24 protein-coding genes, 1 other RNA gene and 1 riboswitch are annotated in these 26,968 nt (G+C 66.0%); of the genes, 13 read left to right on the forward strand and 12 right to left on the reverse strand.

Annotated elements, in window-relative coordinates:
- The first annotated feature begins 127 nt into the window (after positions 1-127).
- On the forward strand, positions 128-1,909 hold the full coding sequence (locus ABWO90_RS02790) for an acyl-CoA dehydrogenase (protein WP_353189679.1): 1,782 nt from the start codon (positions 128-130) through the stop codon (positions 1,907-1,909).
- 147 nt (positions 1,910-2,056) lie between these two features.
- Here ABWO90_RS02790 and ssrS read toward each other — a convergent pair.
- The 3 genes from ssrS to ABWO90_RS02805 all read right to left on the reverse strand — a co-directional run bounded on the left by ssrS (position 2,057) and on the right by ABWO90_RS02805 (position 2,892).
- Positions 2,057-2,238: non-coding RNA, 6S RNA (ssrS, locus tag ABWO90_RS02795), on the reverse strand.
- A gap of 34 nt (positions 2,239-2,272) precedes the next feature.
- On the reverse strand, positions 2,273-2,584 hold the full coding sequence (locus ABWO90_RS02800) for a cell division protein ZapA (protein ID WP_353189680.1): 312 nt from the start codon (positions 2,582-2,584) through the stop codon (positions 2,273-2,275).
- Complete coding sequence (locus ABWO90_RS02805) at positions 2,581-2,892, reverse strand: ATPase (protein WP_353189681.1); 312 nt, start codon at positions 2,890-2,892, stop codon at positions 2,581-2,583. The genes ABWO90_RS02800 and ABWO90_RS02805 overlap by 4 nt, the downstream gene beginning before the upstream one ends.
- An 89-nt stretch (positions 2,893-2,981) precedes the next feature.
- A riboswitch (cobalamin riboswitch) is annotated at positions 2,982-3,233 on the forward strand.
- 154 nt (positions 3,234-3,387) lie between these two features.
- Here ABWO90_RS02805 and ABWO90_RS02810 point away from each other — a divergent pair.
- The 7 genes from ABWO90_RS02810 to ABWO90_RS02840 all read left to right on the forward strand — a co-directional run bounded on the left by ABWO90_RS02810 (position 3,388) and on the right by ABWO90_RS02840 (position 10,542).
- Positions 3,388-5,319 (forward strand): TonB-dependent receptor plug domain-containing protein, encoded by a 1,932-nt coding sequence (locus ABWO90_RS02810; protein WP_353189682.1) that lies wholly within the window; start codon positions 3,388-3,390, stop codon positions 5,317-5,319.
- 36 nt (positions 5,320-5,355) lie between these two features.
- A complete protein-coding gene (locus ABWO90_RS02815) occupies positions 5,356-6,351 on the forward strand; it encodes a FecCD family ABC transporter permease (RefSeq protein ID WP_353189683.1) in 996 nt (331 codons plus the stop codon).
- Positions 6,348-7,220: an ABC transporter ATP-binding protein gene (locus tag ABWO90_RS02820; RefSeq protein ID WP_353189684.1), complete on the forward strand. Its 873-nt coding sequence runs from the start codon at positions 6,348-6,350 to the stop codon at positions 7,218-7,220. The genes ABWO90_RS02815 and ABWO90_RS02820 overlap by 4 nt, the downstream gene beginning before the upstream one ends.
- A gap of 99 nt (positions 7,221-7,319) precedes the next feature.
- Positions 7,320-7,973 (forward strand): cob(I)yrinic acid a,c-diamide adenosyltransferase, encoded by a 654-nt coding sequence (cobO, locus tag ABWO90_RS02825; RefSeq protein WP_353189685.1) that lies wholly within the window; start codon positions 7,320-7,322, stop codon positions 7,971-7,973.
- A 33-nt stretch (positions 7,974-8,006) separates the two neighbouring features.
- On the forward strand, positions 8,007-9,089 hold the full coding sequence (cobT, locus tag ABWO90_RS02830) for a nicotinate-nucleotide--dimethylbenzimidazole phosphoribosyltransferase (protein WP_353189686.1): 1,083 nt from the start codon (positions 8,007-8,009) through the stop codon (positions 9,087-9,089).
- Positions 9,086-9,952 (forward strand): adenosylcobinamide-GDP ribazoletransferase, encoded by an 867-nt coding sequence (locus ABWO90_RS02835; RefSeq protein WP_353189687.1) that lies wholly within the window; start codon positions 9,086-9,088, stop codon positions 9,950-9,952. The genes cobT and ABWO90_RS02835 overlap by 4 nt, the downstream gene beginning before the upstream one ends.
- On the forward strand, positions 9,943-10,542 hold the full coding sequence (locus ABWO90_RS02840; RefSeq protein WP_353189688.1) for a histidine phosphatase family protein: 600 nt from the start codon (positions 9,943-9,945) through the stop codon (positions 10,540-10,542). Before ABWO90_RS02835 ends, ABWO90_RS02840 begins: the two co-directional genes overlap by 10 nt.
- Before the next feature lie 65 nt (positions 10,543-10,607).
- On the opposite strand, the gene ABWO90_RS02845 is transcribed toward ABWO90_RS02840, so the two are convergent.
- Positions 10,608-11,570, reverse strand: a complete 963-nt coding sequence (locus tag ABWO90_RS02845; protein ID WP_353189689.1) for a cobalamin-binding protein — start codon at positions 11,568-11,570, stop codon at positions 10,608-10,610.
- A 252-nt stretch (positions 11,571-11,822) separates the two neighbouring features.
- Between ABWO90_RS02845 and ABWO90_RS02850 the strand changes: the two genes are divergently transcribed.
- Positions 11,823-11,984: a hypothetical protein gene (locus tag ABWO90_RS02850; RefSeq protein ID WP_353189690.1), complete on the forward strand. Its 162-nt coding sequence runs from the start codon at positions 11,823-11,825 to the stop codon at positions 11,982-11,984.
- A 197-nt stretch (positions 11,985-12,181) separates the two neighbouring features.
- Here ABWO90_RS02850 and ABWO90_RS02855 read toward each other — a convergent pair whose 3' ends face one another.
- From ABWO90_RS02855 to cobU, 4 genes are all read right to left on the reverse strand, one after another.
- On the reverse strand, positions 12,182-12,406 hold the full coding sequence (locus tag ABWO90_RS02855) for a hypothetical protein (protein WP_353189691.1): 225 nt from the start codon (positions 12,404-12,406) through the stop codon (positions 12,182-12,184).
- Between the two features lie 263 nt (positions 12,407-12,669).
- Positions 12,670-13,716, reverse strand: a complete 1,047-nt coding sequence (gene cobD / locus ABWO90_RS02860) for a threonine-phosphate decarboxylase CobD (protein WP_353189692.1) — start codon at positions 13,714-13,716, stop codon at positions 12,670-12,672.
- 92 nt (positions 13,717-13,808) lie between these two features.
- On the reverse strand, positions 13,809-14,789 hold the full coding sequence (gene cbiB, locus ABWO90_RS02865; protein ID WP_353189693.1) for an adenosylcobinamide-phosphate synthase CbiB: 981 nt from the start codon (positions 14,787-14,789) through the stop codon (positions 13,809-13,811).
- 6 nt (positions 14,790-14,795) lie between these two features.
- Complete coding sequence (cobU, locus tag ABWO90_RS02870; RefSeq protein WP_353189694.1) at positions 14,796-15,347, reverse strand: bifunctional adenosylcobinamide kinase/adenosylcobinamide-phosphate guanylyltransferase; 552 nt, start codon at positions 15,345-15,347, stop codon at positions 14,796-14,798.
- A 40-nt stretch (positions 15,348-15,387) separates the two neighbouring features.
- Here cobU and ABWO90_RS02875 point away from each other — a divergent pair, with 40 nt between their 5' ends.
- Together ABWO90_RS02875 and ABWO90_RS02880 are read left to right on the forward strand one after the other, a co-directional pair.
- Positions 15,388-16,932 (forward strand): cobyric acid synthase, encoded by a 1,545-nt coding sequence (locus ABWO90_RS02875; protein WP_353189695.1) that lies wholly within the window; start codon positions 15,388-15,390, stop codon positions 16,930-16,932.
- A 108-nt stretch (positions 16,933-17,040) separates the two neighbouring features.
- The gene (locus tag ABWO90_RS02880; RefSeq protein ID WP_353189696.1) at positions 17,041-17,664 is read left to right on the forward strand and encodes a nucleotide-binding protein; all 624 of its coding nucleotides are present in this window, start codon (positions 17,041-17,043) and stop codon (positions 17,662-17,664) included.
- Positions 17,665-17,820: 156 nt separating this feature from the next.
- Here the strand turns inward: ABWO90_RS02880 and panD are convergent, their stop codons facing one another.
- The 4 genes from panD to ABWO90_RS02900 all read right to left on the reverse strand — a co-directional run bounded on the left by panD (position 17,821) and on the right by ABWO90_RS02900 (position 20,578).
- Positions 17,821-18,249 carry an aspartate 1-decarboxylase gene (panD, locus tag ABWO90_RS02885; protein ID WP_353189697.1) on the reverse strand — a complete coding sequence of 143 codons (429 nt, stop codon included), beginning with the start codon at positions 18,247-18,249 and terminating at the stop codon, positions 17,821-17,823.
- Between the two features lie 137 nt (positions 18,250-18,386).
- Entirely contained in the window at positions 18,387-19,223 is an 837-nt protein-coding gene (gene panC / locus ABWO90_RS02890; protein WP_353189698.1) for a pantoate--beta-alanine ligase, read from the reverse strand.
- 38 nt (positions 19,224-19,261) lie between these two features.
- On the reverse strand, positions 19,262-20,092 hold the full coding sequence (locus ABWO90_RS02895) for a segregation and condensation protein A (protein ID WP_353189924.1): 831 nt from the start codon (positions 20,090-20,092) through the stop codon (positions 19,262-19,264).
- A 303-nt stretch (positions 20,093-20,395) separates the two neighbouring features.
- Entirely contained in the window at positions 20,396-20,578 is a 183-nt protein-coding gene (locus ABWO90_RS02900) for a DUF3460 family protein (protein WP_353189699.1), read from the reverse strand.
- A 292-nt stretch (positions 20,579-20,870) separates the two neighbouring features.
- Here ABWO90_RS02900 and ABWO90_RS02905 point away from each other — a divergent pair, with 292 nt between their 5' ends.
- Together ABWO90_RS02905 and ABWO90_RS02910 are read left to right on the forward strand one after the other, a co-directional pair.
- Positions 20,871-22,679: an autotransporter assembly complex protein TamA gene (locus tag ABWO90_RS02905; RefSeq protein WP_353189700.1), complete on the forward strand. Its 1,809-nt coding sequence runs from the start codon at positions 20,871-20,873 to the stop codon at positions 22,677-22,679.
- Complete coding sequence (locus tag ABWO90_RS02910; protein ID WP_353189701.1) at positions 22,679-26,962, forward strand: translocation/assembly module TamB domain-containing protein; 4,284 nt, start codon at positions 22,679-22,681, stop codon at positions 26,960-26,962. Before ABWO90_RS02905 ends, ABWO90_RS02910 begins: the two co-directional genes overlap by 1 nt.
- Positions 26,963-26,968: the final 6 nt, after the last annotated feature.

The following is a 26,968-nucleotide window of genomic DNA, read 5'->3' on the forward strand; positions in this document are numbered from 1 at the left end:
GCCGATCCGCATGCGGAGGCAGGCCAGCGATGGCGGGGCGTCTTCATGCGAATCGGTCAAACAGAACAACAAGAATCCCGGCATTCGCCACCCTCAGCAGGCAATCGGAATCCCTTGGAGGAACGACATGAGTTATCAGGCCCCGATCAAGGACATGCAGTTCGTCATGAACGAACTGGCGGACCTGACGAGCATCTCGAAGCTGCCCGGCTATGAAGAGGCTTCTCCCGAACTCGCACAGGCAGTCATCGAAGAAGCGGCGCGTTTCAATCAGGCAGTGCTCGCACCGTTGAACGTCATTGGCGATCAGCAACCGAGCACGTGGAAAGACGGTGTCGTGACCACCACGCCGGGCTTCAAGGAAGCGTTTCGTCAGTTCTCCGAAGCGGGCTGGCAAGGCGTGGTGCATCCGCAGGAATTCGGCGGTCAGGGCTTGCCCAAGCTCGTGGCCACGCCGTGCACGGAAATGCTCAATGCCGCGAACCTGTCGTTCGCGCTGTGCCCGCTGCTGACCGACGGTGCGGTCGAGGCTCTGCTCACGGCAGGCTCCGACGCGCAGCGCGCACTGTACGTGCCGAAGCTGCTCTCCGGCGAATGGACCGGCACGATGAATCTGACGGAGCCGCAGGCCGGCTCCGACCTCGCGCTGGTCCGCACGCGTGCGGAACGCGAAGCCGACGGCACCTATCGCATTTTCGGTACGAAGATCTTCATCACGTTCGGTGAACACGACATGGCCGAGAACATCGTCCACCTCGTGCTCGCACGCACCCCCGATGCGCCGCCGGGCGTGAAGGGCATTTCGCTGTTCATCGTGCCGAAGTTCAACGTCGACGCCGAAGGCAAACTCGGCGCGCGTAACGACGTGCATTGCGTGTCCATCGAACACAAGCTCGGGATCAAGGCCAGCCCGACGGCGGTGCTGCAATTCGGCGATAACGGTGGCGCAACGGGCTACCTGATCGGTGAAGAGAATCGCGGCCTCGAGTACATGTTCATCATGATGAACGCCGCGCGTTTCGCCGTCGGCATGCAGGGCGTGGCCGTGGCCGAGCGTGCCTATCAGCACGCGGTGGCGTACGCACGTGATCGCCTGCAAAGCCGTCCGGTGGACGGGACGTCGCGCGAAGCCGTATCGATCATTCATCACCCCGACGTCAAGCGCATGCTCATGACGATGCGCGCGCTGACCGAAGGTGCGCGCTCGCTCGCGTATGTCGCTGCCGCGCAGGCCGATATCGGCCATCACGCGAGCGACGCAGCCGAGCGCAAGCGCGCACAGGCTGTCTATGAGTTCCTGGTGCCGATCGTGAAGGGATGGAGCACCGAGATGTCGCTGGAGGTCACGAGCCTCGGCGTGCAGGTGCATGGCGGCATGGGCTTCATCGAAGAGACGGGGGCGGCGCAGTACTATCGCGACGCGCGCATTCTTCCGATCTACGAAGGCACGACCGCGATTCAGGCGAACGACCTGATCGGCCGCAAAACGCTGCGTGACGGCGGTGCCGTGGCCCAGGCGCTGTGCGAGCAGATCATGGCGACGGAAAACGAACTGCGTGCGGCCGGCGGCGTGGGACAAGTCGTGGCGGAGCGTCTGGCCAAGGGGCGTGAGGCGCTGTCGATCGTCGTCGACTACGTGGTCGCCAATGCCCAGGACAACGTGAATGGTGTGTTCGCCGGCAGCGTGCCGTATCTGAAGCTTGCCGGCATCGTGCTCGGTGGCTGGCAGATGGGACGTTCGTTGCTTGCGGCGCAGAAGCTGCGCGATCAGGATCCGCCGTTCTACGACGCCAAGATTGGCACGGCACGCTTTTTTGCCGATCACATTCTCACGCAAGCCCCGGGCCTGGCGCAGTCGATCACGGAAGGCGCGGATTCGGCGCTGTCGCTGAACGAATCGCAGTTCTGATCGGACCGGTCGGGCCACGCGCCCGCCGAAAAAACGATGGCGGCCTGCGGGCCGCCATTTTCATTGGGTGATGGAATTATCGTCCTTGCGGTCGCAACGAACGAAAAGCAGGAAAAAAAACGGCACTGCGTACGCAGTGCCGTGTATTGGGTCCCCGCCTCAGCCGCTAAGCCGGCATCCTGAACCGTGAGGTTCAAGGTGGTCGCGGTTAGTAGCGCTTTGGGTTCATCAGACAGAGTGACGCTCACGCCAGCACTACAAACTTCCGCAACCTGCAACAGAGCATTGGTTCAAGGAATCTATGACTTTCGCGAACCAGGCAGGGAAAACTAACCTTTTGAATCGAACGGTGGCTTGTGTTGTTCAGCTTTGATACTGATCGATCACTGCGCTCAGTCGTTCGTCCATGTGTTGAATTCTACTCTGAATTTCTTCGGCAGGGAATGCTTGTCCTGCAGCAATACTTTTTTCCAGGGCAAGCAATTCGGATGCCAGGCTCAGGGCTGCCATGACGGCAATCCGGTCGGTGCCGCGCACGCTGCTCTGGGCGCGAACCTTGCTCATCTCGGCGTCGACACGCGACACCGAAGCGAGCAGATCGGCTTCGTGCTCCGGGGGGCAGGCCAGGCGATAGGACTGTTCCAGGATATTGACTTCGAGCTGCTTGATCGTCATGCGTGTTCTCCACCGGGGGTGCCGAGAAGATCCATCTGCCCTTCAGTGGGGTTCTGGCTCGGGAGTTTTTCCAGGATGGCATTCAGGCGAACCTGTGCCTCGTCGATCTTGGCGGCGAGCTGGTCGCGCTGCAGTCGCAGGGCGTCGCGTTCGGCGCGCAACTGCTCGATGGCAGTGCGCGTGTCGTCGCATTCCGCGCGCGCGCGGTCGAGCTCGGCGAGCAGAGCCTGATTGTGTTGATGAAAACGTTGGCTGATCACAACCAACTGTTCAATTTTGTCGGTGAGATTGTCGAGATCGGTGAGCATCGGGCTGCGTCCTCTTGATTGCCCTACATTCTAACGGAATCGGCGGCCAACGCCCGAAGAACGAGCATTGACGCTCATTCGAATGGCCCCTACACTTGCGGCACTTCGGTGCTCGCGCACGCCCCCCCGGCATGCGCAGTTAAACGGGAAACAGGGAGCCGCGTCCCCACACGGGCTGGCCAACCTGTGCTGCCCCCGCAACGGTAAGTCATCCTTTCGGTCACAAAGGTTTCCGAAAACGCGCTTCGCCTCCATTGCCACTGTGAGCCATCCGCTCGCGGGAAGGCCGGTCAGGCGCCATGATGACCAGCCCGGATACCGGCCGCAAGTGAGTGGGGAAAGCCCATGCCGCCCGGCGTAGCCGTTGGCGGCATTCGTCGTTTTCATGTGTCGATGCCTTGCATTCGTGACGTGTTTTCGGCGCTCCCCTTGCGCCGGCGGCCCGCGGGGGAACGGGCCTGGGCAATAAGAAAACTACGGAAGTCACACCAGACCATGCGCTCCCACGATCGCGCGATGGCGCTGCACGCGCCTGCTTTTGCACGTCCCGCTTCGGCACCTGCCGCCTTTGTTTCCGCTCCGAGCCGTCTTGCGCATGTCGCGCTGGCTGCTGCCATGCTGGCCGCGAGTGTCGGCGCGCAAGCGCAGTCGAACGATGCTGCGCTCAACACGACCGTCGTGACAGCCTCGCGTACCGAGCAAAAGCTTGCGGACACGCTGGCGTCCACGTCCGTCATCACGCGCGCGCAGATCGAAGCCAGCCAGGCGCAGGACCTGCCGACGCTGCTGCGCGGTCAGGCCGGTGTGGAAATCGTGCAGAACGGCGGCTTCGGCACGTCGGCCAGCATCTTCATGCGCGGCGCGGCGTCGAACTCGTCGCTGGTGCTCATCGATGGCGTGCCCGTGAACTCGGCCACCAGCGGGACGACCAACATCGCGCAGATCCCCGTGTCGCAAATCGACCACATCGAAATCGTGCGCGGTAACGTGTCCGCCCTGTACGGCTCGCAAGCCGTGGGCGGCGTGATCCAGATCTTCACGCGCAAGGGCGATGGCGGTCCGCCCCGTGCCTACGCGGAAATCGGCTACGGCACGAACAACACGACGCAGGCCAACGCCGGTATCGCCGGTTCGTTCGACGAGGGCAAGACGCGTTTCTCGCTCGACGTCTCGCGCTTTCACACGAATGGCATTTCGGCGCAGGACCCGCGCTTCTTCCCCAAGGTCAACCCGAATCGTAACGGCGACGACAACACGAGCGTGAGCGCCTCGCTCTCGCGCAAGCTGGGCGATACGTGGGAAGTCGGCGCGCGCCTGTTCCAGAGCGACGGCAGCACCAGCTACGACAACGCCTACGGCAAGCCGACCGACCTGAACGACACCGATGCCCGCGTGCGTCAGATCTCCGCCTATGCCAAGGGCAACATTACCGACAAGTGGAATACGCGCTTCACTGTCACGCAGGGCGATGACTACAGCTACAACTACCTGAACGGCAATGGCAACGGCAACTTCCACACGTCGACCAACCAGATCGACTGGGCCAACGAATACGCCTTCATGCCGGATCACAAGCTGATTGCCGGTTACACGCGTCAGGAACAAACGGTCGAGAGCAGCTCGGTCTACAACCGCAACAACCGCCACCTCGACTCGTTCTATGTCGGCTACGAAGGCGTGATTGCGCAAAAGCACGAGGTTCAGGCCACCGTGCGCCGCGACATCTACTCCGACTTCGGCGGCGCGAACAGCTACTGGGTCGGTTACGGTTATCGCCTGACGAATCAGTGGAAGCTGATGGCCAATGCGTCTGATGGCTTCCGCGCACCGACCTTCAACGAGTTGTTCTATCCGGGCTATGGCGATCCGAACCTGCAGCCGGAGCGTTCGATCTCGAAGGAACTCGCCGTGCAGTTCTACGACGAGCACTTTGGCCTGGCCAAGCTGGCGCTGTTCCGCACCAGCTACACGAACCTGATCCAGTCGCTGCCCGTGTATCCGTTCACGGCCGCGAACGTGGCGAATGCCCGCGTCGAAGGCCTCGAGCTGACGTACCAGGGCAAGATCCAGTGGACGGGCACCGACGTGCATGCGTCGTTCACGCGTCAGAACCCGACCGATCTCGATGCGAACAAGGTACTGGCACGCCGAGCGAAGCAATACGCCTCGATCGGCCTGTCCCAGAAGTTTCTCGGCAAGTACACGGTGGGCGGCGACGTGTTCTACAGCGGCGAGCGTTACGATACGGGCGGCCAGCATCTCGGCGCCTATACGCTCGTGAACCTGCAGGCGCGCTACGATATCGACAAATCGTGGTACGTCTCGGCGCACCTGGACAACGTTTTCAACAAGAACTACCAGACGGTCTATGGCTACAACACCCTCGGACGGGCAATTTACGTCTCGCTCGGCTGGAAGCAGTTCTGACGACACGCCTGCGGGCGTTGCACGGCGTAGCGACGCATGACGTTGCGCCGCGCCCTCGTCATCTGGACGGGACTGGCCGGCATTGCGCTGGTCATTCTCGTGGCGTCGCTCATGCTGGGGAGCGTGCCGGTCTCGCTGCGTGAGATCGGCACGCTCGTACTCGGCCACGACGCCGGCCTCGCGGGCGACGTGGTCTGGCGCCTGCGCCTGCCGCGTGCGCTTGCGGCATTCGCGTGCGGCGGCCTGCTCGCCGTGGCCGGCACGCTCATGCAGACGTTGCTGCGCAACCCGCTGGCCGACCCCTACGTGCTCGGCATCTCCGGCGGGGCGGGCGTGGCCGCACTGGGCGCACTCGCGCTCATGCTGCCGTTCTTCTGGGTGCAGACAAGCGCTTTCCTCGGCGCACTGGCCGCCATTGCCATTGTGATGGCCCTCTCGCACCGCAGCTTCCTGCGTCCCGGCGATCAGGACAGCAGCACCAAACTCCTGCTCACCGGCGTGATGATGGCGGCCGGCTTCGGCGCACTCGCCACCCTCATTCTTACCCTCGCACCAGACGCCAGCCTGCGTGGCATGCTGTTCTGGCTCACGGGCGACCTGAACGGTGTCGACCGGGCGGCGTTGCCGCTCGCGGCACTCGCCGTGGCGCTGCTCATCGTTTGCCCCGTCGCCCATCGCCTGAACGTGCTGCTGCGCGGCGACGCCGTGGCACAGGCCGTCGGCGTGGCCGTCGGCCCGCTGCGTGCGCGCATCTACCTGGCTGCGTCGCTGGCCACGGCGGTCTCGGTGACCACCGGGGGAAGCATCGGCTTCGTCGGCCTCGTCGTGCCGCATATCCTGCGGCTGCGCTTCGGCAACGACCAACGCATGTTGCTTCCGGCGGCCGCGCTCGCAGGCGGCGCGTTGCTGATGGCAGCCGATCTGATCGCCCGCACGATCATCGCGCCGACGCAACTGCCCGTGGGTGTCATCACCGCCATGATCGGTGTGCCGGTCTTCCTCTGGCTGCTCTCGCGCAGGGCGATCCGATGAGCCATCCCACGAATTTCCCGGTGAACGTTGCGACGAGCGCACCGCTACTCCAAACGCACGCGCTGACGCTGCATGCGGGTGAGCGCGTGCTGGTCGACTGGCTCGACCTGAGCGTTGCGCCGGGCGAGTGCTGGTGTCTCGCCGGTCCCAACGGCGCGGGCAAGACCACGTTGCTCGGCACGCTCGCCGGGTTGCGCACGCTCGACGGAAAACCGCAACGCGACGCCACGCTCGCCGCGAGCGGGCGCGTCGACATCGGCGGCAAGCCGCTGGCGCAATGGCGTCCGGCGCCGCTGGCCAAGGTGCGTGCGCTCATGCCACAGCAGGCCAGAGACGCCTTCGGTGCGACCGCGCTCGAAGTCGTACTCGCCGGACGTCATCCGTACCTCGCCGCAGGACGCTGGGGCGCGTGGGAGTCGGACGACGACATCGACATCGCGAGGCAGGCGCTTTCGCAGGTCGGTCTGGCGGACTTCGCCGAGCGCGACGTGACCACGCTCTCCGGTGGCGAGCGCCAGCGCGTCTCGCTGGCCGCGGTGCTGGCGCAGGCAACGCCGTTGCTGTTGCTCGACGAGCCCGTCTCGCACCTCGACCTGCATCACCAGATCGACGCCCTCGAATTGCTGGCCGGCCATGCGTCTCGCGACGATGCGGCGGTCGTCTTCTCCTGCCACGATCTGAATCTCGCGCGACGCTTCGCCACGCACGCCTTGCTGCTCGACGGCCGTGGCGGATGGCGCGCCGGCCCCGTGCGCGACGTGCTGTCGGCCGAGCATTGCAGCGACGCCTTCGGCTATCCGCTACGGCTCATTCGCGATGGCGACGACGAAGCCCTCGTGCCGGTGCGTCTGCCGGGTTCGCGCGGATGAACGCCTCGCCGTGCCCGCGCCACCCGGCGTACACTCACATCCGCGTGCGACGACCCGTGTCGCACGCACGCTTTCGACAAGTTCCGACAGGTGCCGCCCATGACGCAAGAGACCTCCCCATCGTCCGCTGACGCTTCCGATACCCCTGATGACGCCGGCCGCAACGAGCGCCATCGCAATCGCATGGTGCGCAAGAAGGCCGTGGTCGACGACAAGATCGCGCAGGCGCAGCGCGACTGCGGCGTGATCGTGATCACGACCGGCAACGGCAAGGGCAAATCGAGCTCGGGATTCGGCATGGTCGTGCGCGCGATGGGCCACGGCATGAAGACGGGCGTCGTGCAGTTCATCAAAGGCGCGATTCCCACGGGCGAGGAAAAATTCCTGCGCCGCTTCCCCGACGAGTGCGAGTTCCATGTGATGGGCGAGGGCTACACGTGGGAGACGCAGGACCGGACGCGCGATATCGCCAAGGCGGAAGCCGCGTGGGAGCAGGCGCGCCGCATGTTGCGCGATCCGTCGTTCGGCCTCGTGCTGTTCGACGAACTCAACATCGCGCTCAAGCTCGGCTATCTCGACGTCGACACGGTGATCGCCGATCTGCAGGCACGCCCCGAGATGCAGCACGTGGTCATCACCGGTCGTGGCGCGCCGCAGGCGCTCATCGACGCGGCCAACACCGTGACCGACATGACACCGGTCAAGCACGCGTTTGCCGACGGCATTCGCGCGCAGCCCGGCGTCGAAATGTAATTTCAGCATCACCGTTTCAGGAAGTCCTTACGTATGACCGCTTTCAGCCCTTTGCTCACCGATCTGTTCGACATCGCCGCGCCGTCCACGGCGATGGACGCCGCCCTGCAGCACGCCATCGACATCAAGACGAAGCCGCCCGGCAGTCTCGGCGCGCTGGAGCGTGTGGCACTGCAGGTCGGCCGGATTCAACAGCGCGCAACGCCTGAGCTCACGCGTGCGGCCATGCTCGTGTTCGCGGGCGATCACGGCGTCGTGGCGGCGGGCGTGAGTCCGTATCCGCAGGCGGTGACTGCGCAGATGGTGCTCAACTTCCTGCGTGGCGGCGCCGCCATCAATGTGTTTTGCCGTGCGCAGAACATCGAGATGGAGGTCGTGAACGCGGGTGTCGCTGCTGATTTCCCCACGCATGCGTCGCTGGTCGATATTCCCGTGGCGCGCGGCACGCAGAACTTCCTCGATGCGCCCGCCATGACCCGGGAACAGCTCGAGACGGCGCTGACTGCCGGGGCCGCACGCGTGGTGACGCACGCGGCACGCGGCACGCGCATGATCGGCTTCGGTGAGATGGGGATCGGTAACACGTCGTCGGCGGCGTGCCTGATGCAACGCCTCACGGGCCTGCCGCTTGCGGCGTGCGTGGGGCGCGGCACCGGCGTGGACGACGCCGGTCTGGCGCGCAAGACCGCCGTGCTCGAACGCGCGCTGGCGGCGCACCCGTTGGCCGGCGACGTCCCCGATCCGCTCGAGACACTCGCCACGTTCGGCGGCTTCGAGATCGCGATGATGACGGGCGCGTATCTCGCGGCCGCGAAGCTGGGAGTCGTCATCGTGGTCGATGGCTTCATCAGCACGTCGGCACTGCTGGTGGCGGCGCGCGTGGCACCGGCAGTGCTCGATTACTGCGTGTTTGCCCACGCGTCTGACGAAACCGGTCATCGTGCCATGCTCGACGTGCTGGGTGCACAACCGTTGCTGCAACTCGGTTTGCGTCTGGGCGAGGGCACCGGCGCCGCGCTCGCGATGCCGGTTGTCCAGGCAGCGGCCGCGTTCCTGCGCGAGATGGCAACGTTTGAAGGCGCCGGCGTGAGCGACCGTGAGGCCGACGGGCAATGACAGGACCTTTCCCCGATCCGTCGCAGGATTCCCGCGAAGCCTCGCGTGAATCGTCGCGCGACCTCGTGGCGCAGACGCCACCGGCGCACGCGTCGTTCGGGGGAATTCGGGAACAATGGCGGCTGTTCCTCACCGCGCTCGGATTCTTCACGCGCGTGCCGATTCCGCAGTGGGTCGGCTATTCGCCGGAACAACTGAACGCCGCGACACGCTATTTCACGCTCGTCGGCGTATTCGTCGGCGCGCTCGTCGCATTGTTGACGGTCGCGATGGGCTTGCTGTGGTCGCCGCGCCTGGCCATCGCGCTGGGGCTCGCGGCGAGCGTGCTGCTCACCGGGGCGTTTCATGAAGACGGCCTCGCGGATTCCGTCGACGCCTTCGGTGGGGCGTTCGCTCGTGAGCGTGTGCTGGAGATCATGCACGACTCGCGCATCGGCACCTACGGTGCTGTCGCGTTGTGGCTGGCGCTCGCCGTCAAATGGCAGGCGCTCGTCGACATTCAGGCGGCGGTGGGATGGGGCGGTTTTGCCGTCGTCCTGATCGGCGCGCACGCCGCGAGCCGCAACATGGCGATCAGCCTGCTGCGCTCGCTCGATTACGTGCGTGCCGAGGGCAAGGCGAAACCGATCGCGCAGCGTCTGAGTCTCGGCGGGTTGATGTTCGGCGTGCTGTGCAGCGTGCCGTGGTGGGTCTGGCCGGACTGGCGCGCCGGCGTGACCGGTGCAGTGGTGCTGGTGGCGCTACGAGCGGCGTTCATTCGCTATTTGCGCAGGCGATTGGGGGGCTATACCGGCGACACGCTGGGCTTCGCACAACAACTCGGTGAACTCGCGTTGTATCTCACGGTGTGTGCATGGATCTGATCCTGTTGCGGCATCCGCCCCCCGACGTGTCGGCGGCGCTTTGCTACGGCCGGACCGATCTGGCGGTGGATGCGGCACGCTTCGATGCAACGGTCGCGTCGATGCGTGCGCGTCTCGTGCATCTGCTCGACGGGCGCACCCCCACCGCGATCCACAGCAGCCAGTTGCAGCGAGCGCGCGAGGCGGCGGGCGTGTTGGCGACGGCATTCGGCGTCGGTGTGACGGAAGACGAGCGTCTGGCCGAGATGGACTTCGGGGCGTGGGAAATGCAGCCGTGGTCTGGCATCGACCGTCACGATCTCGATGCGTGGGCGCGCGACGTGGCCGGATTTGCGGCCCCGGGCGGCGAGTCGGCGCGCGATGTTGTCTTGCGGATGGACGCGTGGGCGAGCGAGTTGCGCCGCAGCGCCAGCGGGAGTGACGCCGTGCATGTGGCCGTCACGCACGCCGGACCGATTCGTCTGCATGCGGCCACCGCATTGCGACTGCCCACGACCGCGTGCCTGTCATGGACGCTCGATTTCGGCGCCATCTGCCAGCTTCACGTTGCCGACGACGGCTACGCGCGACTGATCCGCTGGAACGCGTAGGCAGGCAGGCGGCCCCGGATTCCCGGAGCGCCGGCGCTGCGTTCGTCCGATCCCCGCCCGGAACGTTACTTTGTCGACGACGTGCGGCGCGAGCGCGCGATATCGAGGTCCTCGCACATCGTGCGCGCGCCGTCGAGAATGCGAGGGCTGGGACGATTGATGAGATCGCCGTCGATGCCGAACAGGTTGTTGTGCGCCACAGCGGGCAACTGCGGCCACTTGCGCCAGCTATCGAGCGTGGCGAGCGGCTTGTCGGACTTCGTCGCGCCCGGCGTTGCGGTGAACATGGCCTCCGGCTGCTTCGCGAGCACGGCTTCGACGGACACGCGCGGCACGAGCGCCGGTTCGTCGGCAAAGACATTCACGCCGCCGCAAAGGCGGATCACGTCGCTCACCATGTGCGTGCCGTTGAGCGTCATCAGCGGCTGCGTCCACACCTGATAGAAGACGGGCACCGGCGGGCGCGATGCGAATTGCTTGCGCAGCGCTTCGTAGCGGGCGCGGAAGGCTTCTGCCGACGCCTGCGCTTTCACGGGCGTGCCCATCAGGGTGCCCAGCGTCTCGATCGCCGCAGGCAGATCGGTCAGATGTTTCGGTTCCGAGTAAAACACCGGCAGCTTCAACTGGCGCAGGGCTTCGACCTGTCGTTGCGAGTTGCCGTGCATCCACACGACGATCAGGTCGGGTTTGAGCGCGAGAATGCGCTCCAGGTCCAGGGCGCTGTTGTCGCCGACGCGCGGTAACTTGCGCGCCGCCTCGGGATAGTCGGAGTAGGCGACCACGCCCACAACCTTGTCGCCGGCACCAGCGGCGAACAGCAGCTCGGTGGCATGAGGCGACAGGCTTACCACGCGTTGCGCGGGGGCAGGCAGGGTGACGGTGGCACCGGTGTCGTCCTTGACGGTGACGGCGGCGTGGGCGGCGTGCGTCGCCAACACGGCTGCACAGGTCGCGAAAGCCGCCAGCAGTTGACGGCACGGGCGTCGCAGGACAAAGCGGTTGCGCGGGGCGAACGGGGTGAGCGACATCGAGGTAGTGATGTGGGTGTTGGACGGCGCAGGCGCAGGACCGCCGCGTCTGCGGACGCGTCATTGTCAGTGGGTTATGCCATCCGGACAAGGTTTCCGCGCATTCCGCCCGCGAACCGATAGCGCGCCGATGCTGTCGAACGAAGCGTGACGTGACCTCCGAACGGCATTGTCCGTCGACGTCACGGGTTCAATCGAAGATTCCCCGGGCCGTGAGCGCGGGAGTTCAAGCGTAGAGGAGTCGAAGACGCGATGCGAAATATTGGAACGATCGGGGCGCTGGCACTGGTGCTGGCGACGATGCTCGGGGCATGTGCCGCACCGGGCGGCTCGGAAACTGGCAGCCGTTCGACCGGGACCGGGAAAGTGGAAGCCTACGGCGTGATCGACGGCGGCGTGACGGTGGTGAGGTAATCGCACAAGGCAGGCCCCAGAAACAACCGCGCCCCCTGACTCCGGAGAGTTCAGGGGGCGCGGTCGCTAACGCATGCATCAGGCGATTTCGGACAGTGTCGGCACGTTACTGGAGCCTGAATTCGACACTGGGAGACACGGTACACCGCATGACTGAACGCAGTCCGCGGCAGTGCCGTGCGCGTCTTTCTGCAGCGTTAGTTGGAGGCCGGGGCCGGGGCGTCTGCCGCCGGTTCCGATGCCGGTGCGCTCATGGCGCCGTTGGCGTCGCTGGCCGGGGCGTTATCCGCCGGGGCAGCTGCCGGTGCCGATGCCGACGTGTCGGCGGCCGGCGCGGCCGATTGATCTTCCTTCTTCGAGCAACCCACCGTCACAACAGCGGCGGTCAGAAGCGTAGCAAGCAACAGAGGCAGTTTTTTCATTTGGTCGTCCTTTTATCTTGGGAAAGCCCTTGCGAAAGAACCTTCAGTCTAACGGCGCCCTAAGGCGATGACTGTGTGCATTTGTTGCAGAAATGCTTCAATTTGTAACGAAAAGGGTGGCAACACGCGTCAAATAATACGGTGTAAGCCAACTGGGTCACCGCCTCGACGCGTCGCAACCTGTCGCACCCTAAAGGGAAGCATAACGGGAAAATTGGATGGCTGCGGTCCTGGGCAGTTCCCCAAAACGGTGTTTGGCCCTGTCAGGTGTTGCGCAAGGTGCCGAGCGCGGTCTGCAAGCGTTGCCATTCGGATTCCGTAGCGGGAAGTCCGAGACGCAGGCTAGGCGTGGCCTGCGCGCCGTCACCGGGCCGCGCGATGTCCGTGACAAGCGGGATGGGACGGGCGTCGAACAAGCGAGTCCAGACCCCTAGCGAGGCCAACTGCGCGTGCCATTGGGGCGTACTTGCGTGCGGCGTCCAGGCGAAGAGCGGGGTGCCGACGGCGGGCCAGCCATGATCCCGCAGCAGTTTCAGAAGCCGCGCTCCCTCCTGCAACAAACGTTGACGCGTGGCCGTTTGCCACGCCGTATCGCGCAACGCGGTTCGGACGGCGAACCGTGCCGGTCCGCTGACCGTCCACGCGCCGAGCGATACGGCCAGGCGCGTTGCCAGGGCCGGCGGGCACAAGGCGAATCCCGCACGAATGCCCGCCAGTCCGAAGAATTTCCCGACGGAGCGCAGCACGACCAGCCCGTCCTCGCCAACGTTCGACGTCATCGACGCTGCCGCAGGGTCGGCCAACGCGTCCGCGAACGCTTCGTCGACGATCAACACCCCCCCGCGTTCCGCCAGTTGCCCTTGCCATCGTGAGAGGGTTTCGCGCGCTACGTGTCGCGTCGTCGGATTATCGGGATTCACCCAAACGAGATAGTCGACGTCGGGCATGCCGGCTTCCGGCCCGGCCCAGGGAACGAGCGTATGCCCGGCGCGCGCAAACGCGGGCGCGTACTCGCTGTAGGTCAATGTCGCGACGGCAACGCGCCCGGGCTTCAGCAAAGTCGGCAACGTGCGAATGACGGCCTGCGAGCCCGCACACGGCACCACGGTCTGCGAGGCAACGCCGTAGTACGCCGCAGCAACGTCGCGCAGGTCGTCGAAGGCGTCGGGCAGGTCTCGCCAGGCGCTGGCGGGCGGCATCGGTACCGGATAGCCGCACGGATTGATGCCGGTGGACAGATCGAGCCAGTCTTCGCGAGGGCGCTGATACCGGAGGATCGCCTCACCGAGGTTGCCGCCGTGGCGTGGCACGAGAGGCGAACCGTCTGATGGGGGCGATGACGTTGATGCGAAGCCATCGTTTGCTGCCATTGAAGCCATTGAAGCCATTGAAGCCATTGCCTTTACACCACACTGATGGGCATCGAGTCGGCCTGCGACGCGGCGAAGAGCGCGAGCGCGCCGCTCACGATGAGCCACATCCACATGGCGCGGGAGATGAGCCGCCACGCAGCCTTGATGTGTTTGGCCGACGGCTCCATGCCGCAGCCCAGTGCCGGTCGCGTTTCCCATTCGCCGTGATAGCGCGCGGGGCCGCCCAGTTGCACACCGAGGCTGCCTGCGCCCGCAGCCATCACGGGCCCGGCGTTCGGGCTGGACCACGCGCTGGCCTGCGTGCGCCAACAGTCGATGGCACGCGCCACGTCGCCGAAGATGGCGTAACTCGCCGCCGTCAGCCGTGCCGGAATCCAGTTCAGGACGTCGTCGATGCGCGCGGCCGGACGTCCGAAATACAGAAACTTGTCGGTGCGATAACCCCACATGGCATCGAGCGTATTCGCGAGCCGGAACAGCACCACGCCTGGCGCGCCCGCAATGGCGAACCAGAAAAGCGCGCCGAAGATGGCGTCGTTGCCGTTCTCCAGCGTCGACTCCACGGCTGCGCGGGCGAGATCCGATGCGCTCGCGTCCTCCGTATCGCGCGAGACGATGCGTGCGGTGAGCGCGCGGGCTTGCGTGAGGTCGCCGTCACGCAGCGCTCGGGCGATGGGCATCACATGGTCTCGCAGGCTGCGCGCACCCAGTGCGGCGTACAGGGCCAGCGCCTGCCACAGCACGCCGCCCCAGCCCGGCAGGAACGTCAGCGCCCACGCAATCAGCACGGGCAGCAACAGCATGATCGTCCATGCCCACATCCCGCGCGTCATCGCGCTGAAGGGCTTGTCGCGCGTGGCAGGCTCGTTGAGCCAGGCTTCCACCCCATTGGCGATGTAGCCGAAACCGACGAGCGGATGCCAGCGCCGCGGCTCGCCGAGCCAGGCGTCGAGCAGCACGCCAATCAGGGCAGCGAGCCAGAGCGATTCGGGAGCGAGGCCGGTGAGCATCGGCGATTATCCTTTGACCGCCAGCGGCAGGCCGGCGACGACAAAGCGCACTTGCGGGGCCAGCGCGGCGACACGCTGGTTCAGACGTCCGAGTTCGTCGACATAACGGCGCGTGAGCGAACCCATCGGGATCACGCCGAGCCCGATTTCATTGCTGACGACGACGGTCTTGCCCGGTAACGCGGCGAGTGTCTCGGCAAGCGACTCGACCACATCGTGCCATTGCGCGTCGCTGGCCGGGCCGTCGGGATGGTCGTCGGGCGGGCACAGCCAGCCGGCGAGCCACAGCGGCAGACAGTCGACCAGCACGCATTGCCCGTCTCGCGCCACGTCGCGCAACGCGCCCGCGAGATCCCGGCCGACCTCGTGCGTCGGCCAGTGCGCAGGACGGCTCGCGCGATGGTGCGCAATGCGTGCGCGCATCTCGGGCTCATCGCTCACGGCCGCCGTGGCGAGATAAGTCACCGGCAGGCCGCAGTCTCCGGCGAGGCGCTCGGCGAACGCGCTCTTGCCGGAGCGCGCGCCGCCCAGCACGAAGGTCAGGTCGATGGCACTCATGGGCGATATTGTACGAGTGCCCGATGCGATAATTCGCGTCATGAGTGAAATCCCTGTCAATTTCGATGCGACGCCGTGCACGCGCCGCGGCACCCTGATGATTCAGGGCACGTCGTCGGACGCGGGCAAGAGCACGCTGGTCGCGGGACTGTGCCGCCTGCTGCATCGCGACGGCGTGCGCGTTGCGCCGTTCAAGCCGCAGAACATGGCGCTCAATAGCGCCGTGACCGCCGACGGCGGCGAGATCGGCCGCGCGCAGGCCTTGCAGGCGCAGGCGGCGGGCGTCGCACCGCACACCGACTTCAATCCCGTGCTGCTCAAACCGAGCAGCGATCGGGGCGCGCAGGTCATCATCGGCGGCAAGGTCGTAGCCGATCTCGACGCTCGCGCGTATCACGAGTACAAACCCCGCGCGATGGCGGCGGTGCTGGCCGCTTACGAGCGCTTGCGCAGCGGCTACGACGCCGTGCTGGTCGAAGGCGCCGGCAGTCCGGCCGAAGTGAATCTGCGGGCGCGCGACATTGCGAACATGGGCTTTGCGGAGGCGGTCGACGCACCAGTGCTGCTCGTGGCCGACATCGATCGCGGCGGCGTGTTCGCGCAACTGGTCGGCACACTCGCGTGCCTGTCGGAGAGCGAGCGTGCGCGCATCAAGGGCTTCGTCATCAACCGCTTTCGCGGCGATCCGTCGCTGCTGACGAGCGGCCTCGAATGGGTTGAATCGCGTACCGGCATTCCGGTCCTCGGCGTGCTGCCCTATCTGCACGGGCTGCATCTGGACGGGGAGGACATGTTGCCCGGCGAGCGCCATCGCGCGGCCAGTGGCGAAACCCGTCTGCGGGTGGCGGTGCCGGCGCTGCCACGCATCAGCAATCACACCGATTTCGATGCGCTGCGAGCCCATCCGCAGGTCGATTTCCGCTACGTCGGCACGGGCGAGCCGTGGCCGGCGAGCGATCTCGTGATCCTGCCCGGCAGCAAGCATGTGCGCGCCGATCTGGCGTGGCTGCGGGCGCAGGGATGGGAACCGGCGATCGCCCGGCATCTGCGTTATGGCGGCAAGGTACTGGGGATCTGCGGCGGTTTGCAGATGCTGGGTTCCGCGATTCACGATCCGCACGGGCTCGAAGGCGAGGCGGGTACCACGACCGGCCTTGGATGGCTGGAGATCGAGACGACGATGGCGACGCAAAAGCAACTGCGTGTGGTCGCCGGACGGTTGACCGCCGGCGATGCGCCGGTGCAAGGCTACGAGATTCACATGGGCGTGACGCGTGGGGCGGCGCTCGCCCGTCCGGCGGTCTGGCTGAAGGCCGGCGCGGGTGAGGGTGGTGATGGTGAAGCGCGCGCACCGGCTGACGAGGTGCCCGACGGCGCGCGTTCCGTCGACGATCAGGTCATGGGCACGTACCTGCACGGCTTGTTCGACACGCCCGAGGCGTTGGGTGCGCTGCTGGGCTGGGCGGGCGCTCGCGATCTGGAAATGCAGGATTACAACGCGCTGCGCGAGGCCTCGCTCGACCGGCTGGCCGACTCGCTGGCGGCTCATCTCGATCTACCTCGCGTGTGGGGTTGCCTGCGCTGACGCCGGACAATCTCGGAGGATCGCGTCCGATGGTGACGGATCGCGGGTCATGGGCCCGCCATCGAGCCGTTGTAAGATGAGCGGAAAATCGATTTCGGGGAGTCCAGAATGCCGGTGATCGTGGTAGCGAATCCTAAGGGCGGCGTGGGCAAGAGCACGCTCGCGACGAATCTGGCCGGGTTTCTGGCCGCACAAGGGCACGCCGTGATGCTTGGCGACACCGACCGACAGCAGTCGTCGCGGGCCTGGCTGGGGCTGCGTCCGCGTGAGGTGCGCCCGATTGTCACATGGGACGTCGATCACAACGAAGTCGCGCGTCCGCCCAAGGGCACCACGCATGCGGTGCTCGACACACCGGCCGGCTTGCACGGCAAGCGTCTCGACTCGATCCTCAAGCTGGCCGACCACGTACTGGTGCCGTTGCAGCCGTCGATCTTCGATATCCTCGCCACGCGCGATTTCCTGCAGAAGCTCGGGGAAGAGAAGGCCGTGCGTCAGGGCGATGTGCGCATCGGTGTGGTCGGCATGCGGGTCGATGCGCGCACGCGTGCTGCCGACCAGTTGGCGCGGTACTGCGAGGAGGCCGGGCTGCCGGTGCTCGGCATGCTGCGCAATACGCAGAACTATGTGCAACTCGCCGCGCACGGGCTCACGCTGTGGGATGTGGCGCCGGGGCGTGTCGAGCGCGATCTGCCCCAGTGGGACGGCATTACGGCGTTCGTCGGCAAGTGAGATCCGGCCCCGGTGGCGGGGCAGGGGGGCAGGGGGGCAGGGGGGGCAGCGGGGAAGTCTCGTCGCAACATCATGACAAAAGGGGCCCGAGGGCCCCTTTGTCGTGATTGCCTGCGGCATGCGGATCGGCCTGAAGCCGGTCCACCGTGGCCGGTATTACTTGGCGGCGGTTTGTGCGGCAGCTTCAAACGCGCGCGTTTCTTCCCAGGCTTGCAGCGGCACGTGATCGCGCTCGCCCTTCTGCACGTTCTTCTCGTCGACGAACACGAGCTGCGGCTTGAAGCCGGCGAGCACTTCCTTGTTTTCGACCTGCGCGTACGAGACGATGATCACGATATCGCCCAGTTGCGCGCGACGGGCTGCGGCGCCGTTCAGCGAGATCATGCCGCTTCCACGCTCGCCACGAATGGCGTAGGTGGTGAAGCGTTCGCCGTTGTTGACGTTGAAGATGTCGATTTGCTCATTTTCGACAAGGCCCGAGGCTTCGAGCAGGTTCTCGTCGATCGCACACGAGCCTTCGTAATGCAATTCGCAATGCGTCACGGTGGCGCGGTGGATCTTCGACTTGAGCATGGTGCGGTACATGGCTTGCCTCTTGTGTTGCAGTGTCGCGCGCTCGGCGCGACGAAAAGATGCGCTCGCTATCGCCGTTGGCGATACGGGCGCGACTTGCGCCAGGTACGCGGCGCGGGCCTTGCAGCCCTGCGGCGCGCACCCGGCGCTCAGATTTCCAGATTATCGATCAGACGCGTCGCGCCGAGCTTGGCCGCGGCGAGCACGACCAGGCTCTCGGCTGGTGCCGCGCCCGGGGCCGGTGCGCGCAGGTTCGCGCGCTGGCGAATCGCCACATAGTCCGGCTTCCAGCCGCGCTCGACGAGCGTTTGCATCGCAGCCGCTTCGAGCGCCGCGTAGTCCGTCTTGCCCGAATTCACCTCGTCGCGAACCTGGTTGAGCAGGCGATACAGCTCCGGCGCTTCGGCGCGCTCGGCATCCGACAGATAGCGGTTACGCGAGGACAGCGCGAGGCCGTCGTCGGCGCGCACCGTCTCGGCGGCGATGATCTCGATGGGCAGTGCAAACTGACGGCACATGCTGCGAATGATCATCAACTGCTGATAATCCTTTTTGCCGAACACGGCCACGCGCGGTTGTACGCACGAGAAGAGCTTGGTAACGACCGTACACACGCCCTTGAAGAAGCCCGGGCGGAACTCGCCTTCGAGGATGTCGCCCAGATCGTGCGGCGGTTCCACGCGGTATTCCTGCGGCTCCGGATACATCTCCCTTTCGTCGGGGGCGAACAGCACGTAGACATTCTCGCGCGTGAGCTTCTCGACGTCGTCGGCCATCGTGCGCGGGTACTTGTCGAAGTCTTCGTTCGGCCCGAATTGGAGGCGGTTCACGAAGATGCTGGCCACGACCGGATCGCCGTGCTGGCGCGCCAGGCGCATGAGCGACAGGTGCCCTTCATGCAGATTGCCCATCGTGGGCACGAAGGCGACGCGATTCTGTCCGCGCATCTGGTCGCGCAGTTCCTGAATCGAGGGAATGACTTTCATTGGGGTTCCGTTCGTGGCGTAAGGCAGTCAGGCAGGCCTTACGCGTTGGGGGAATAGGTCAGGCGCACATAGATCGGTGCGAACGGCTCGGCCTGCGTGATTTCCAGCAGCGACTCGCGCGAAAGTTCGAGCATGGCGATGAAGTTGACCACCACGACCGGCACGCCGCGCGTGACGTCGAACAACTCGGTGAACTCCATGAACCGCGCGCCTTGCAGGCGCCGCAGGATCTGACTCATGTGTTCGCGCACCGACAGCTCTTCGCGCGAAATCTTGTGATGCTGTACGAGCTTGGCCCGGCGCAGCACTTCGGCCCACGCAGCGCGCAGGTCCTCGGCGTCGACATCGGGGAAGCGCGGCTGCAGGCTCTGTTCGATATAAACCTGCGAGCGCAGGAAATCGCGCCCGAGCACCGGTAGCGTATCGAGCTTTTGCGCCGCGAGTTTCATCTGCTCGTACTCGAGCAGGCGGCGCACCAGTTCGGCACGCGGATCCTCGGCTTCCTCGCCGGTGTCGGTCTTCTTGACCGGCAGCAGCATGCGCGACTTGATCTCGATGAGCATCGCCGCCATGAGCAGATACTCGGACGCGAGTTCGAGATTTGTCCGGCGAATCTGGTCGACGTACAGCAGATACTGCTTCGTGACCTGTGCCATCGGAATGTCGAGCACGTTGAAGTTCTGCTTGCGGATCAGATACAGCAACAAGTCGAGCGGGCCTTCGAAGGCTTCGAGAAAGATCTCGAGGGCGTCCGGCGGGATGTAGAGATCGTTCGGCAGCGCGAAGAGCGGCTCGCCGTAAAGGCGCGCGCGCGCCACGCCGTCGACCGTGTCCGGGGTGGAGTCCTGCCCGTCTTGCGGTGCGGGCAGCTCCGTGGCGGTGCGCGGTTTTGCCGCAGCGGTGCCCTCGGCGCTTTTCTGACTCCCGGCGACTTCCGCCGCCGCGGCGGGAGCGGCCGGCGTTACTGCATCGTGGGCATCGGCCGGATGGGCGGACGCCTCATGCCCTTGTGCGGCATCGTCCTGCGGCGTTGCCGAAGACGCCACCCCGGATACCGGCGCGTGCTCAGACACCGGCGCGATCTCGGGGATCGGCTCGGACTGATGCGACGGGTCGTCGGGCGTGCTCGGATTCAATGCAGGACTCGGCCGGAGCGGGCGGACAACAGCGCCTTACTCGCCTTGGTAGACGTACGGCTGCTGGGCCACACGCGATTGTTGGGCGCGGCTGCGCTCGTCCATATCGATCGGCTGCTTGTCCCACAGCAGGGCGCGGCCCTGGCGCTGTTCCGCTTCCAGCGTCGGCTTTTCGGCCTTCAATTGCTTGATGAATTGGGTAATGTCGGACTCGTACATGGTCGGATTGCTTAAAAAATAGGCAAAAGCGACGCCGTCGCAACGGCGCCAATCGACGCAGATTCTACCGCAAACGCATCCGGATTCACCGATTCAGGTGGTTTCACAGGTTTTGGGACATACGGATGAACCGGCGTTGGGGATATGTTCAAATACGGCTCATCGCACCGCGCACGATGCGTGACGCCGCAACGCAGGCATGGCATCGTGTAACCGGGCACCGATTGGCACCATAAGCCGTATGCCGTTGGCTGGCGACACCGGCCGACGGACCAAGACTCCAAGGAAGGTTTTGACCGTCTCGCAGATCAAACCCGGAAACGACGTTTGCCGTCGCTTCGGTGTGCGTGCGTTGCGCACCCGTCCCGCCACGCTCGTGGCTCTGGCCGCACTCGCGTGCGGCCTTTCGCTGTCGATGCCCGCACGGGCCGACTACCGTGTCCGGATCGACGCCTCGAATGGCCTCGCCAAGCTTCTCAAGGACAATCTCGACCTCGTGCGCTTCTCCACGCGCGACGATATTGGCGACGCCCAATTCGAGCACCTCATCGCGACCGCGGGTGCGCAGGTGCAGGAACTGACGTCGACCGAAGGCTATTTTTCGCCGGTTACCCATATCGATGTCGCCACCATCAACGGCAAGCGCGATGTCCACGTGACGGTCGACGCCGGGGCTCGCACGCATATCAAAGACACCGACGTGAAGATCACCGGCCCGATCCTCGAACAGTGGCCGCAGCGCGCCGAGCAGTTGCACAACGCGTGGGAATTGCCGGTGGATGCGCCGTTCCGTCAGGCCGATTGGGACAAGGCGAAGAACGACACGCTGTTCCAGCTCGGACAGAAGCATTACCACGCGGCCAGGATGAGCTTTTCGCGCGCCGTGATCGACGCCGACAACCATGCCGCCTCGCTCGCCGCCACCTATGAAAGCGGACCGCCGTTCACGCTCGGTCCGCTCGTGATTACCGGCACGCGACGCTATCCCGAGCAGATCATCCGCAACGTGAACCCGCTGAACGTCGGCGAGCCGTTCGACGCCGATCGGATTCAGGAGCTGCAACGCCAGATTCAGGCCACGCCGTATTTCTCGAACGTCATCATCTCGGTGACGGAAGACCCCGAGAAGGCGGAGCTTGCCCCGGTCGAAGTGAAGGTGCGCGAGTTTCCGACGCAGCGCGTGCAAAGCGGTGTGGGTTACACCACCGACACCGGCGCCAGCGTGAACGGCCGCTATTCGTACTACAACCTGTTCGGTCGGGCATGGACATTCGACACGCAGGCGCGTCTGGAGCAGTTCCGTCAGGGCGGGTACGCGGAGATAGCGATGCCGCCGGACAGCACGGCCTACACCAACAGTGCGCGCGCGTCATACGAGCGCACCGACCTGAACGGCCTGGATCAGCGCTCGGCGCAGATCGGCATCAAGCGGGCCCGCTCGCGTGACCGGTACGACTGGGCCTACACGCTCGACTGGTACCACACGGACGAGCGTCCCGACGGCGGTACGCGCTTCGTCAACAAGGCACTGGTGCCCGCCTTCGCATGGACCCGGCGCGACGTGGACGACCTGATCTTCCCGCGCAAGGGCAACATCATCAACACGCAGATCGGTTTCGCGGCCAAGCCCGTGCTCACCGATCAGAGTTTCGCGCGGCTGTACGGCCGTATCCGCCAGTACTTCCCGGTGGGACAGCGCGATCTCGTACTCGCGCGCCTCGAACTGGGGGCGGTACTGACGAACGGGAACAGCAACCGCATTCCGTCGTCGCTGCTGTTCTTCGCGGGCGGCACGTCGTCGATTCGCGGCTACACGTTCCAGAGCATCGGCCGTCAGCAGAACGGTACGACCTTCCCGACCAAATATCTCGGCACGGCCAGCCTCGAATACCAGCGCTGGGTCACGCGCGAATGGGGCGGGGCAGTGTTCTGGGATGTCGGCACGGCGACCGATGACTACAAGCATCCCACGCCGCTGTATCACGGCGTGGGCTTCGGTCTTCGCTGGCGCAGCCCGGTCGGCCCCGTGAATGTCGACCTCGGCTACGGCGTGCAGGACCGGCGCTTCCGTCCGTCCATCTCGCTGGGGGTGGCGTTCTGATGACGACGACCTCCCTCGACACTTCGATGTCCGTCACCCGTCCGATGGCGGCGTCCGACGCCCGCGACGCAGGACAAGAGCCGACGATGACGCACCCCGGCGCGCAGGGCCCTTCGGCGCGCGGCGCAAGCCAGCCGCCTTCGCCACCCGGATCGGGTGGTCCGGGTGAGCCGGGGGGCAGCCCGCCGCCGCAGCGCCGTCGCTGGAGCCGCTGGCTGGCCGGCGCGGTGTTCACGGCGCTGCTGATCGTCGTGCTGGCGATCGGCGCATTGCTCTGGGCGATGTCCACCGAGCGCGGCAGCCGCTGGCTGTGGCAGACGGCCGTCGCGACGCTCGGCGGCAAACTGTCCGGCGACTGGCGCAGCGGCAGCTTCGCGCACGGCTTCACCGTCAACGACGTGAAGTATCTCGACGGCGCGACGCGCATCACGGTAAGCCATCTCGAGAGCCGTTGGGGACTGCGCTTGCGGCCGTTGCACTTCACCGTCGACAAACTCCACGCGGGCGACGTCGAACTGGCGTTCGCGCCGTCGCCGCCGTCGAACAAGCCTGCGACGATGCCGTCGAGCCTGCGGCTGCCGCTAGGCCTCACGCTCGACGACGTGCGCGTGGCGAAGCTCACGATGCACGCGCCGGCGCTGGTGCTGGAGGACATCCGCGTGGCCGCGCGTAGCGACGGCACGCAGCACACGATCCGGATCGAGCATGTCGGCACGCCGTATGGCGAGGGGCAGGCCAACGTGCAGTTGAACGGTCAGCGTCCGTTCGCGCTGGGCGGGGACGTCGGCTTGCAGGCGAAGGCGGGCGACATCCCCGTGGCACTGGCGGCGAAGTTGTCCGGCTCGCTCGACGCGCTCGTCGTCGATCTGACCGCCAGCGGCGAAAAGCTGAACGGCACCGCGCACATTGCGGCGTCGCCGTTCGGGGCGGTGCCGTTGTCGCGCGCGCAGATCGCGCTCGATCATCTGAACCCGCGCGACTTCGCGCCTTCCGCGCCGCAGGCCGACCTCGCCGTACAGGCCGATCTGCGTCCGGAGCCGGGGGCGAAGACGTTCCGCGTGCTGGGGCCCGTCTCGGTGACGAACGCCAAACCCGGCAGCATCGATGCAGGATCGCTGCCTGTCGAGAGCCTGCGCACACAGGTGCTGCTCGACGCGACGCGTCAGGCGCTGACCGGCATCGAGCTCAGGCTCGCCGGTCGCGCTGTGCTGACCGGCAGCGGCGAGTTGCGTCGCGAGACGATCGCAGCGGGTGGCACCGCAGTCGCTGCAGCGCCCGTGGCGTCGGCGGCCTCGGTGGCCTCGGTGGCCTCGGTGGCATCGGTGGCAAGCGGCGACGGTGGGGCATCGGCAACCCCCGAGGCAGGGACCGGCGCGCAGGCCACCGTGGGCGGCTTTGCGTTCACGATGCGCGGTCTCGACTTGCGCGCGTTGCACGGCAAATTGCCGGCAACACAGTTCAACGGGCCGCTCGACGTCAAGCTCGACGCCGCCGGCCAGCGCATCGTTCTCGACTGGCGCGACGCGTCGCGCCGCGTGACTGCCGATGTCGGCCTGGACGCGAAGGCCACGACGATCCATGCACTCTCACTCGACGCGGGTAACGGCAAGGTCGCGGCGACTGGCGTACTTGAGAACGGTGATACCGGCGCGTACCGCGCGCAAATCAAGCTCACTCGCTTCGATCCTGCGGCGTGGTACGACCTTTACGGTCCGCCGAGGCGCGGTGCGAAGACGCCGACGGCGAGCGTCACCGGGCAGTTCGACGCGCAAGGCACGCTGCGGCCTGAATTCGGGCTCGCGCTCAAGTTCGCGTTGCAGGACAGTGTCTATGCCGACCTGCCGATGAGCGGTGCGGGCAACGTGCGTCTTGCGGGCACGCGGCTGCTGCCGAGCGATGCCAATCTGCTCGTCGCCGGCAACAAGGTGGTGTTGCGCGGCAGCTTCGGCGCGCCGGGCGACCGGATGGCCGTGAACGTCGATGCGCCGTCGCTCGACAAGCTCGGTTTCGGTCTCGCGGGGCGTTTGCAACTCGACGGGCAGGTGTCGGGCACGATCGAGCGACCGGCCGTGGTGGCCACGCTCGCCGCCGACAAACTCGTCTTCGGGGCGCAGAAGCTCGAGCATCTGGCGGGCAAGGTCGACGTGAGCGGCGGCTTGCCGGGCGCCGCCGGCGATCGTCTGAACGTCACGCTCGACGGCAACGGCTTCACCAGCGGCATTGCACGTCTGGATCGCCTCTCGCTCGCGCTGGCAGGCACGCGCGGCGCGCATACGCTGCATCTGAAGGCCGCTGGCAAGCTGCGCCAGGCGCCGCTCGACATGAATCTGGACGCCGCCGGTGCCGTGACCAACACGCGTGGCAAGCCGGGCTGGCGCGGCACCATTCAGTCGCTCGAGAACGCGGGCGTGCCGAAGCTCAAGCTCGCGGCGCCGTGGCAAGTCGAGGCGAGTGCCGAACGCGTGCATCTCGGTGCGGCCAAACTCGTGACCGGCGCCGGGGCGTTGTCGCTCACGAACCTCGACTATGGCGACGGGCAACTCAAGACGGCCGGTGCCATCGACACACTCGACGTCGCGCAGGTGCTGCGCGTGGTGCAGTCGTACACCGGCGAATCGTCGCCCGTCGAGAGCAATCTCGTGCTCGACGGCAAGTGGGACGTGCGTGCCGGCCAGCGGGCCGATGGTTTCATCGAAGTCGTTCGCCGCAGCGGCGACGTGACGTTGCGCCGTGGCGGCATCGACGAGCATGTGAAGGTGACGATCACCGGCATGCCCGGGCTCACCGGAGAAACGGGCGGCGTAGGGGCGCGCGTGGCGCTCGGCATCTCGGAGTTGCGCACGCGTATCGACCTGTCGGGGCAGTCGGCGAACGCTACGGTCAAGGCCGTGTCGTCGCTCGTGGGTACGCTCGACGCCGACGTGAAGACCGGACTTCGCGTGCAAGACGGGGTGCCGTCGGTGCCCGATGACGCACCGCTGTCCGGGCGCATCGCCGTGGTCGTTCCGAACCTGTCGCGTTTCGAGGACATTGCGGGGGCGCAGTTTTCCTTCCGGGGACGTGCGAACCTGCAAGTCACGCTGGCGGGCACGGTGGCCAAGCCGCGTCCGACCGGCGAGCTGACGGCCGACGATCTCGCCGTGCAGATGTTCGACACCGGCGTGAGCGTAAAGGACGGCCGGGTGCGCATTGCGCTCACCCCCACCGAGATCGTGTTGAACGATGTCGTCGTGACCGGCGGTGGCGGTGGCACGGCGCGGGCCACGGGCAACATCCGGCTCGATACCCCCGAGCCGACGCTCGGCATCACGCTCACGGCCGACAAGCTGCAACTGTTCGCGGCACCCGACCGGCAACTCTCCTTGAGTGGCGAGGCCAAGGCGACGGGCGGCGGCGACGCCATGAACGTGAACGGCAGCTTCACCGTCGACCGGGCGCGATTCGCCTTGCCGCCGTCGAGCGCGCCGAGGCTGGGCGACGACGTCGTAGTGGTGCGTGGCGGCGCGCAGGCGCGTGCCAAGCCGCTCGATCCGCGCGACGAAGCCGCGCGTATCGGTGACAAGCCGGCGAGCCGCTTCTCGCCGCGTATCGACCTCGCCTTGAATCTGGGCCGCGACTTCCGCTTCCAGGGCGGTGGCGCCGACCTGCTGTTGCGCGGTAGCGTTCGCCTGCAAAGCGAGCCGCTGACGCCGATGCGGGCGACCGGCACGATCACGGTGGCGGAGGGGACCTATGAGGCGTTCGACCGCAAGCTCGCGATCGAGCGCGGCGAGATCAACTTCGTCGGCCCGCTCGACAATCCCAACGTCTACATTCAGGCCATGCGCCGCAATCAGGAAGTCGCGGCCGGGGTGCTGGTCACGGGCACCGTGCGGCAGTTGCGTGTGTCGCTCGTGTCGGAGCCGAACGTGTCCGACGAGGAGAAGCTGTCGTGGCTGCTGTTCGGTCACGGGCCGGAAAGTGCGGGCCTCGGCCAGCGTCAGGCGATGGCGGGCGCGGCCAGCGCGTTGCTTGGCGCCACGGGCGGGCGGCGCGTCATCCAGGATCTGGGGATCGACGAGTTCAGCATCGGCACCAGCGACGCCGGATTGCCCGACGACCAGCAGGTCGTGAAGGTCGGCAAGGCGATCTCGGACAGCTTCGCGTTAGGCTACGAACAGAGCCTGACCAGTGCAGCGAGTATCGTGAAGGTGACGTGGCAGGTCTCGCGGCGCTGGCAGTTGGTGGTGCGCACCGGTTCGCTGTCGGGCTTCGATGTGTTGTTCAACCGCCGTTTCGACTGACGGTGG

Origin of the sequence: Pandoraea pnomenusa, from assembly GCF_040391475.1 — a bacterium.
GTDB lineage: Bacteria > Pseudomonadota > Gammaproteobacteria > Burkholderiales > Burkholderiaceae > Pandoraea > Pandoraea pnomenusa_C.

What these genes read in the sequence shown, in the direction of transcription:
- ABWO90_RS02790 (WP_353189679.1), top strand. Translation starts at nt 128, where the DNA reads ATGAGTTATCAGGCCCCGATCAAGGACATGCAGTTCGTCATGAACGAA.
- ABWO90_RS02800 (WP_353189680.1), bottom strand. Translation starts at nt 2,584, where the DNA reads ATGACGATCAAGCAGCTCGAAGTCAATATCCTGGAACAGTCCTATCGC.
- ABWO90_RS02805 (WP_353189681.1), bottom strand. Translation starts at nt 2,892, where the DNA reads ATGCTCACCGATCTCGACAATCTCACCGACAAAATTGAACAGTTGGTT.
- ABWO90_RS02810 (WP_353189682.1), top strand. Translation starts at nt 3,388, where the DNA reads ATGCGCTCCCACGATCGCGCGATGGCGCTGCACGCGCCTGCTTTTGCA.
- ABWO90_RS02815 (WP_353189683.1), top strand. Translation starts at nt 5,356, where the DNA reads ATGACGTTGCGCCGCGCCCTCGTCATCTGGACGGGACTGGCCGGCATT.
- ABWO90_RS02820 (WP_353189684.1), top strand. Translation starts at nt 6,348, where the DNA reads ATGAGCCATCCCACGAATTTCCCGGTGAACGTTGCGACGAGCGCACCG.
- cobO (WP_353189685.1), top strand. Translation starts at nt 7,320, where the DNA reads ATGACGCAAGAGACCTCCCCATCGTCCGCTGACGCTTCCGATACCCCT.
- cobT (WP_353189686.1), top strand. Translation starts at nt 8,007, where the DNA reads ATGACCGCTTTCAGCCCTTTGCTCACCGATCTGTTCGACATCGCCGCG.
- ABWO90_RS02835 (WP_353189687.1), top strand. Translation starts at nt 9,086, where the DNA reads ATGACAGGACCTTTCCCCGATCCGTCGCAGGATTCCCGCGAAGCCTCG.
- ABWO90_RS02840 (WP_353189688.1), top strand. Translation starts at nt 9,943, where the DNA reads ATGGATCTGATCCTGTTGCGGCATCCGCCCCCCGACGTGTCGGCGGCG.
- ABWO90_RS02845 (WP_353189689.1), bottom strand. Translation starts at nt 11,570, where the DNA reads ATGTCGCTCACCCCGTTCGCCCCGCGCAACCGCTTTGTCCTGCGACGC.
- ABWO90_RS02850 (WP_353189690.1), top strand. Translation starts at nt 11,823, where the DNA reads ATGCGAAATATTGGAACGATCGGGGCGCTGGCACTGGTGCTGGCGACG.
- ABWO90_RS02855 (WP_353189691.1), bottom strand. Translation starts at nt 12,406, where the DNA reads ATGAAAAAACTGCCTCTGTTGCTTGCTACGCTTCTGACCGCCGCTGTT.
- cbiB (WP_353189693.1), bottom strand. Translation starts at nt 14,789, where the DNA reads ATGCTCACCGGCCTCGCTCCCGAATCGCTCTGGCTCGCTGCCCTGATT.
- cobU (WP_353189694.1), bottom strand. Translation starts at nt 15,347, where the DNA reads ATGAGTGCCATCGACCTGACCTTCGTGCTGGGCGGCGCGCGCTCCGGC.
- ABWO90_RS02875 (WP_353189695.1), top strand. Translation starts at nt 15,388, where the DNA reads ATGAGTGAAATCCCTGTCAATTTCGATGCGACGCCGTGCACGCGCCGC.
- ABWO90_RS02880 (WP_353189696.1), top strand. Translation starts at nt 17,041, where the DNA reads ATGCCGGTGATCGTGGTAGCGAATCCTAAGGGCGGCGTGGGCAAGAGC.
- panD (WP_353189697.1), bottom strand. Translation starts at nt 18,249, where the DNA reads ATGTACCGCACCATGCTCAAGTCGAAGATCCACCGCGCCACCGTGACG.
- panC (WP_353189698.1), bottom strand. Translation starts at nt 19,223, where the DNA reads ATGAAAGTCATTCCCTCGATTCAGGAACTGCGCGACCAGATGCGCGGA.
- ABWO90_RS02900 (WP_353189699.1), bottom strand. Translation starts at nt 20,578, where the DNA reads ATGTACGAGTCCGACATTACCCAATTCATCAAGCAATTGAAGGCCGAA.
- ABWO90_RS02910 (WP_353189701.1), top strand. Translation starts at nt 22,679, where the DNA reads ATGACGACGACCTCCCTCGACACTTCGATGTCCGTCACCCGTCCGATG.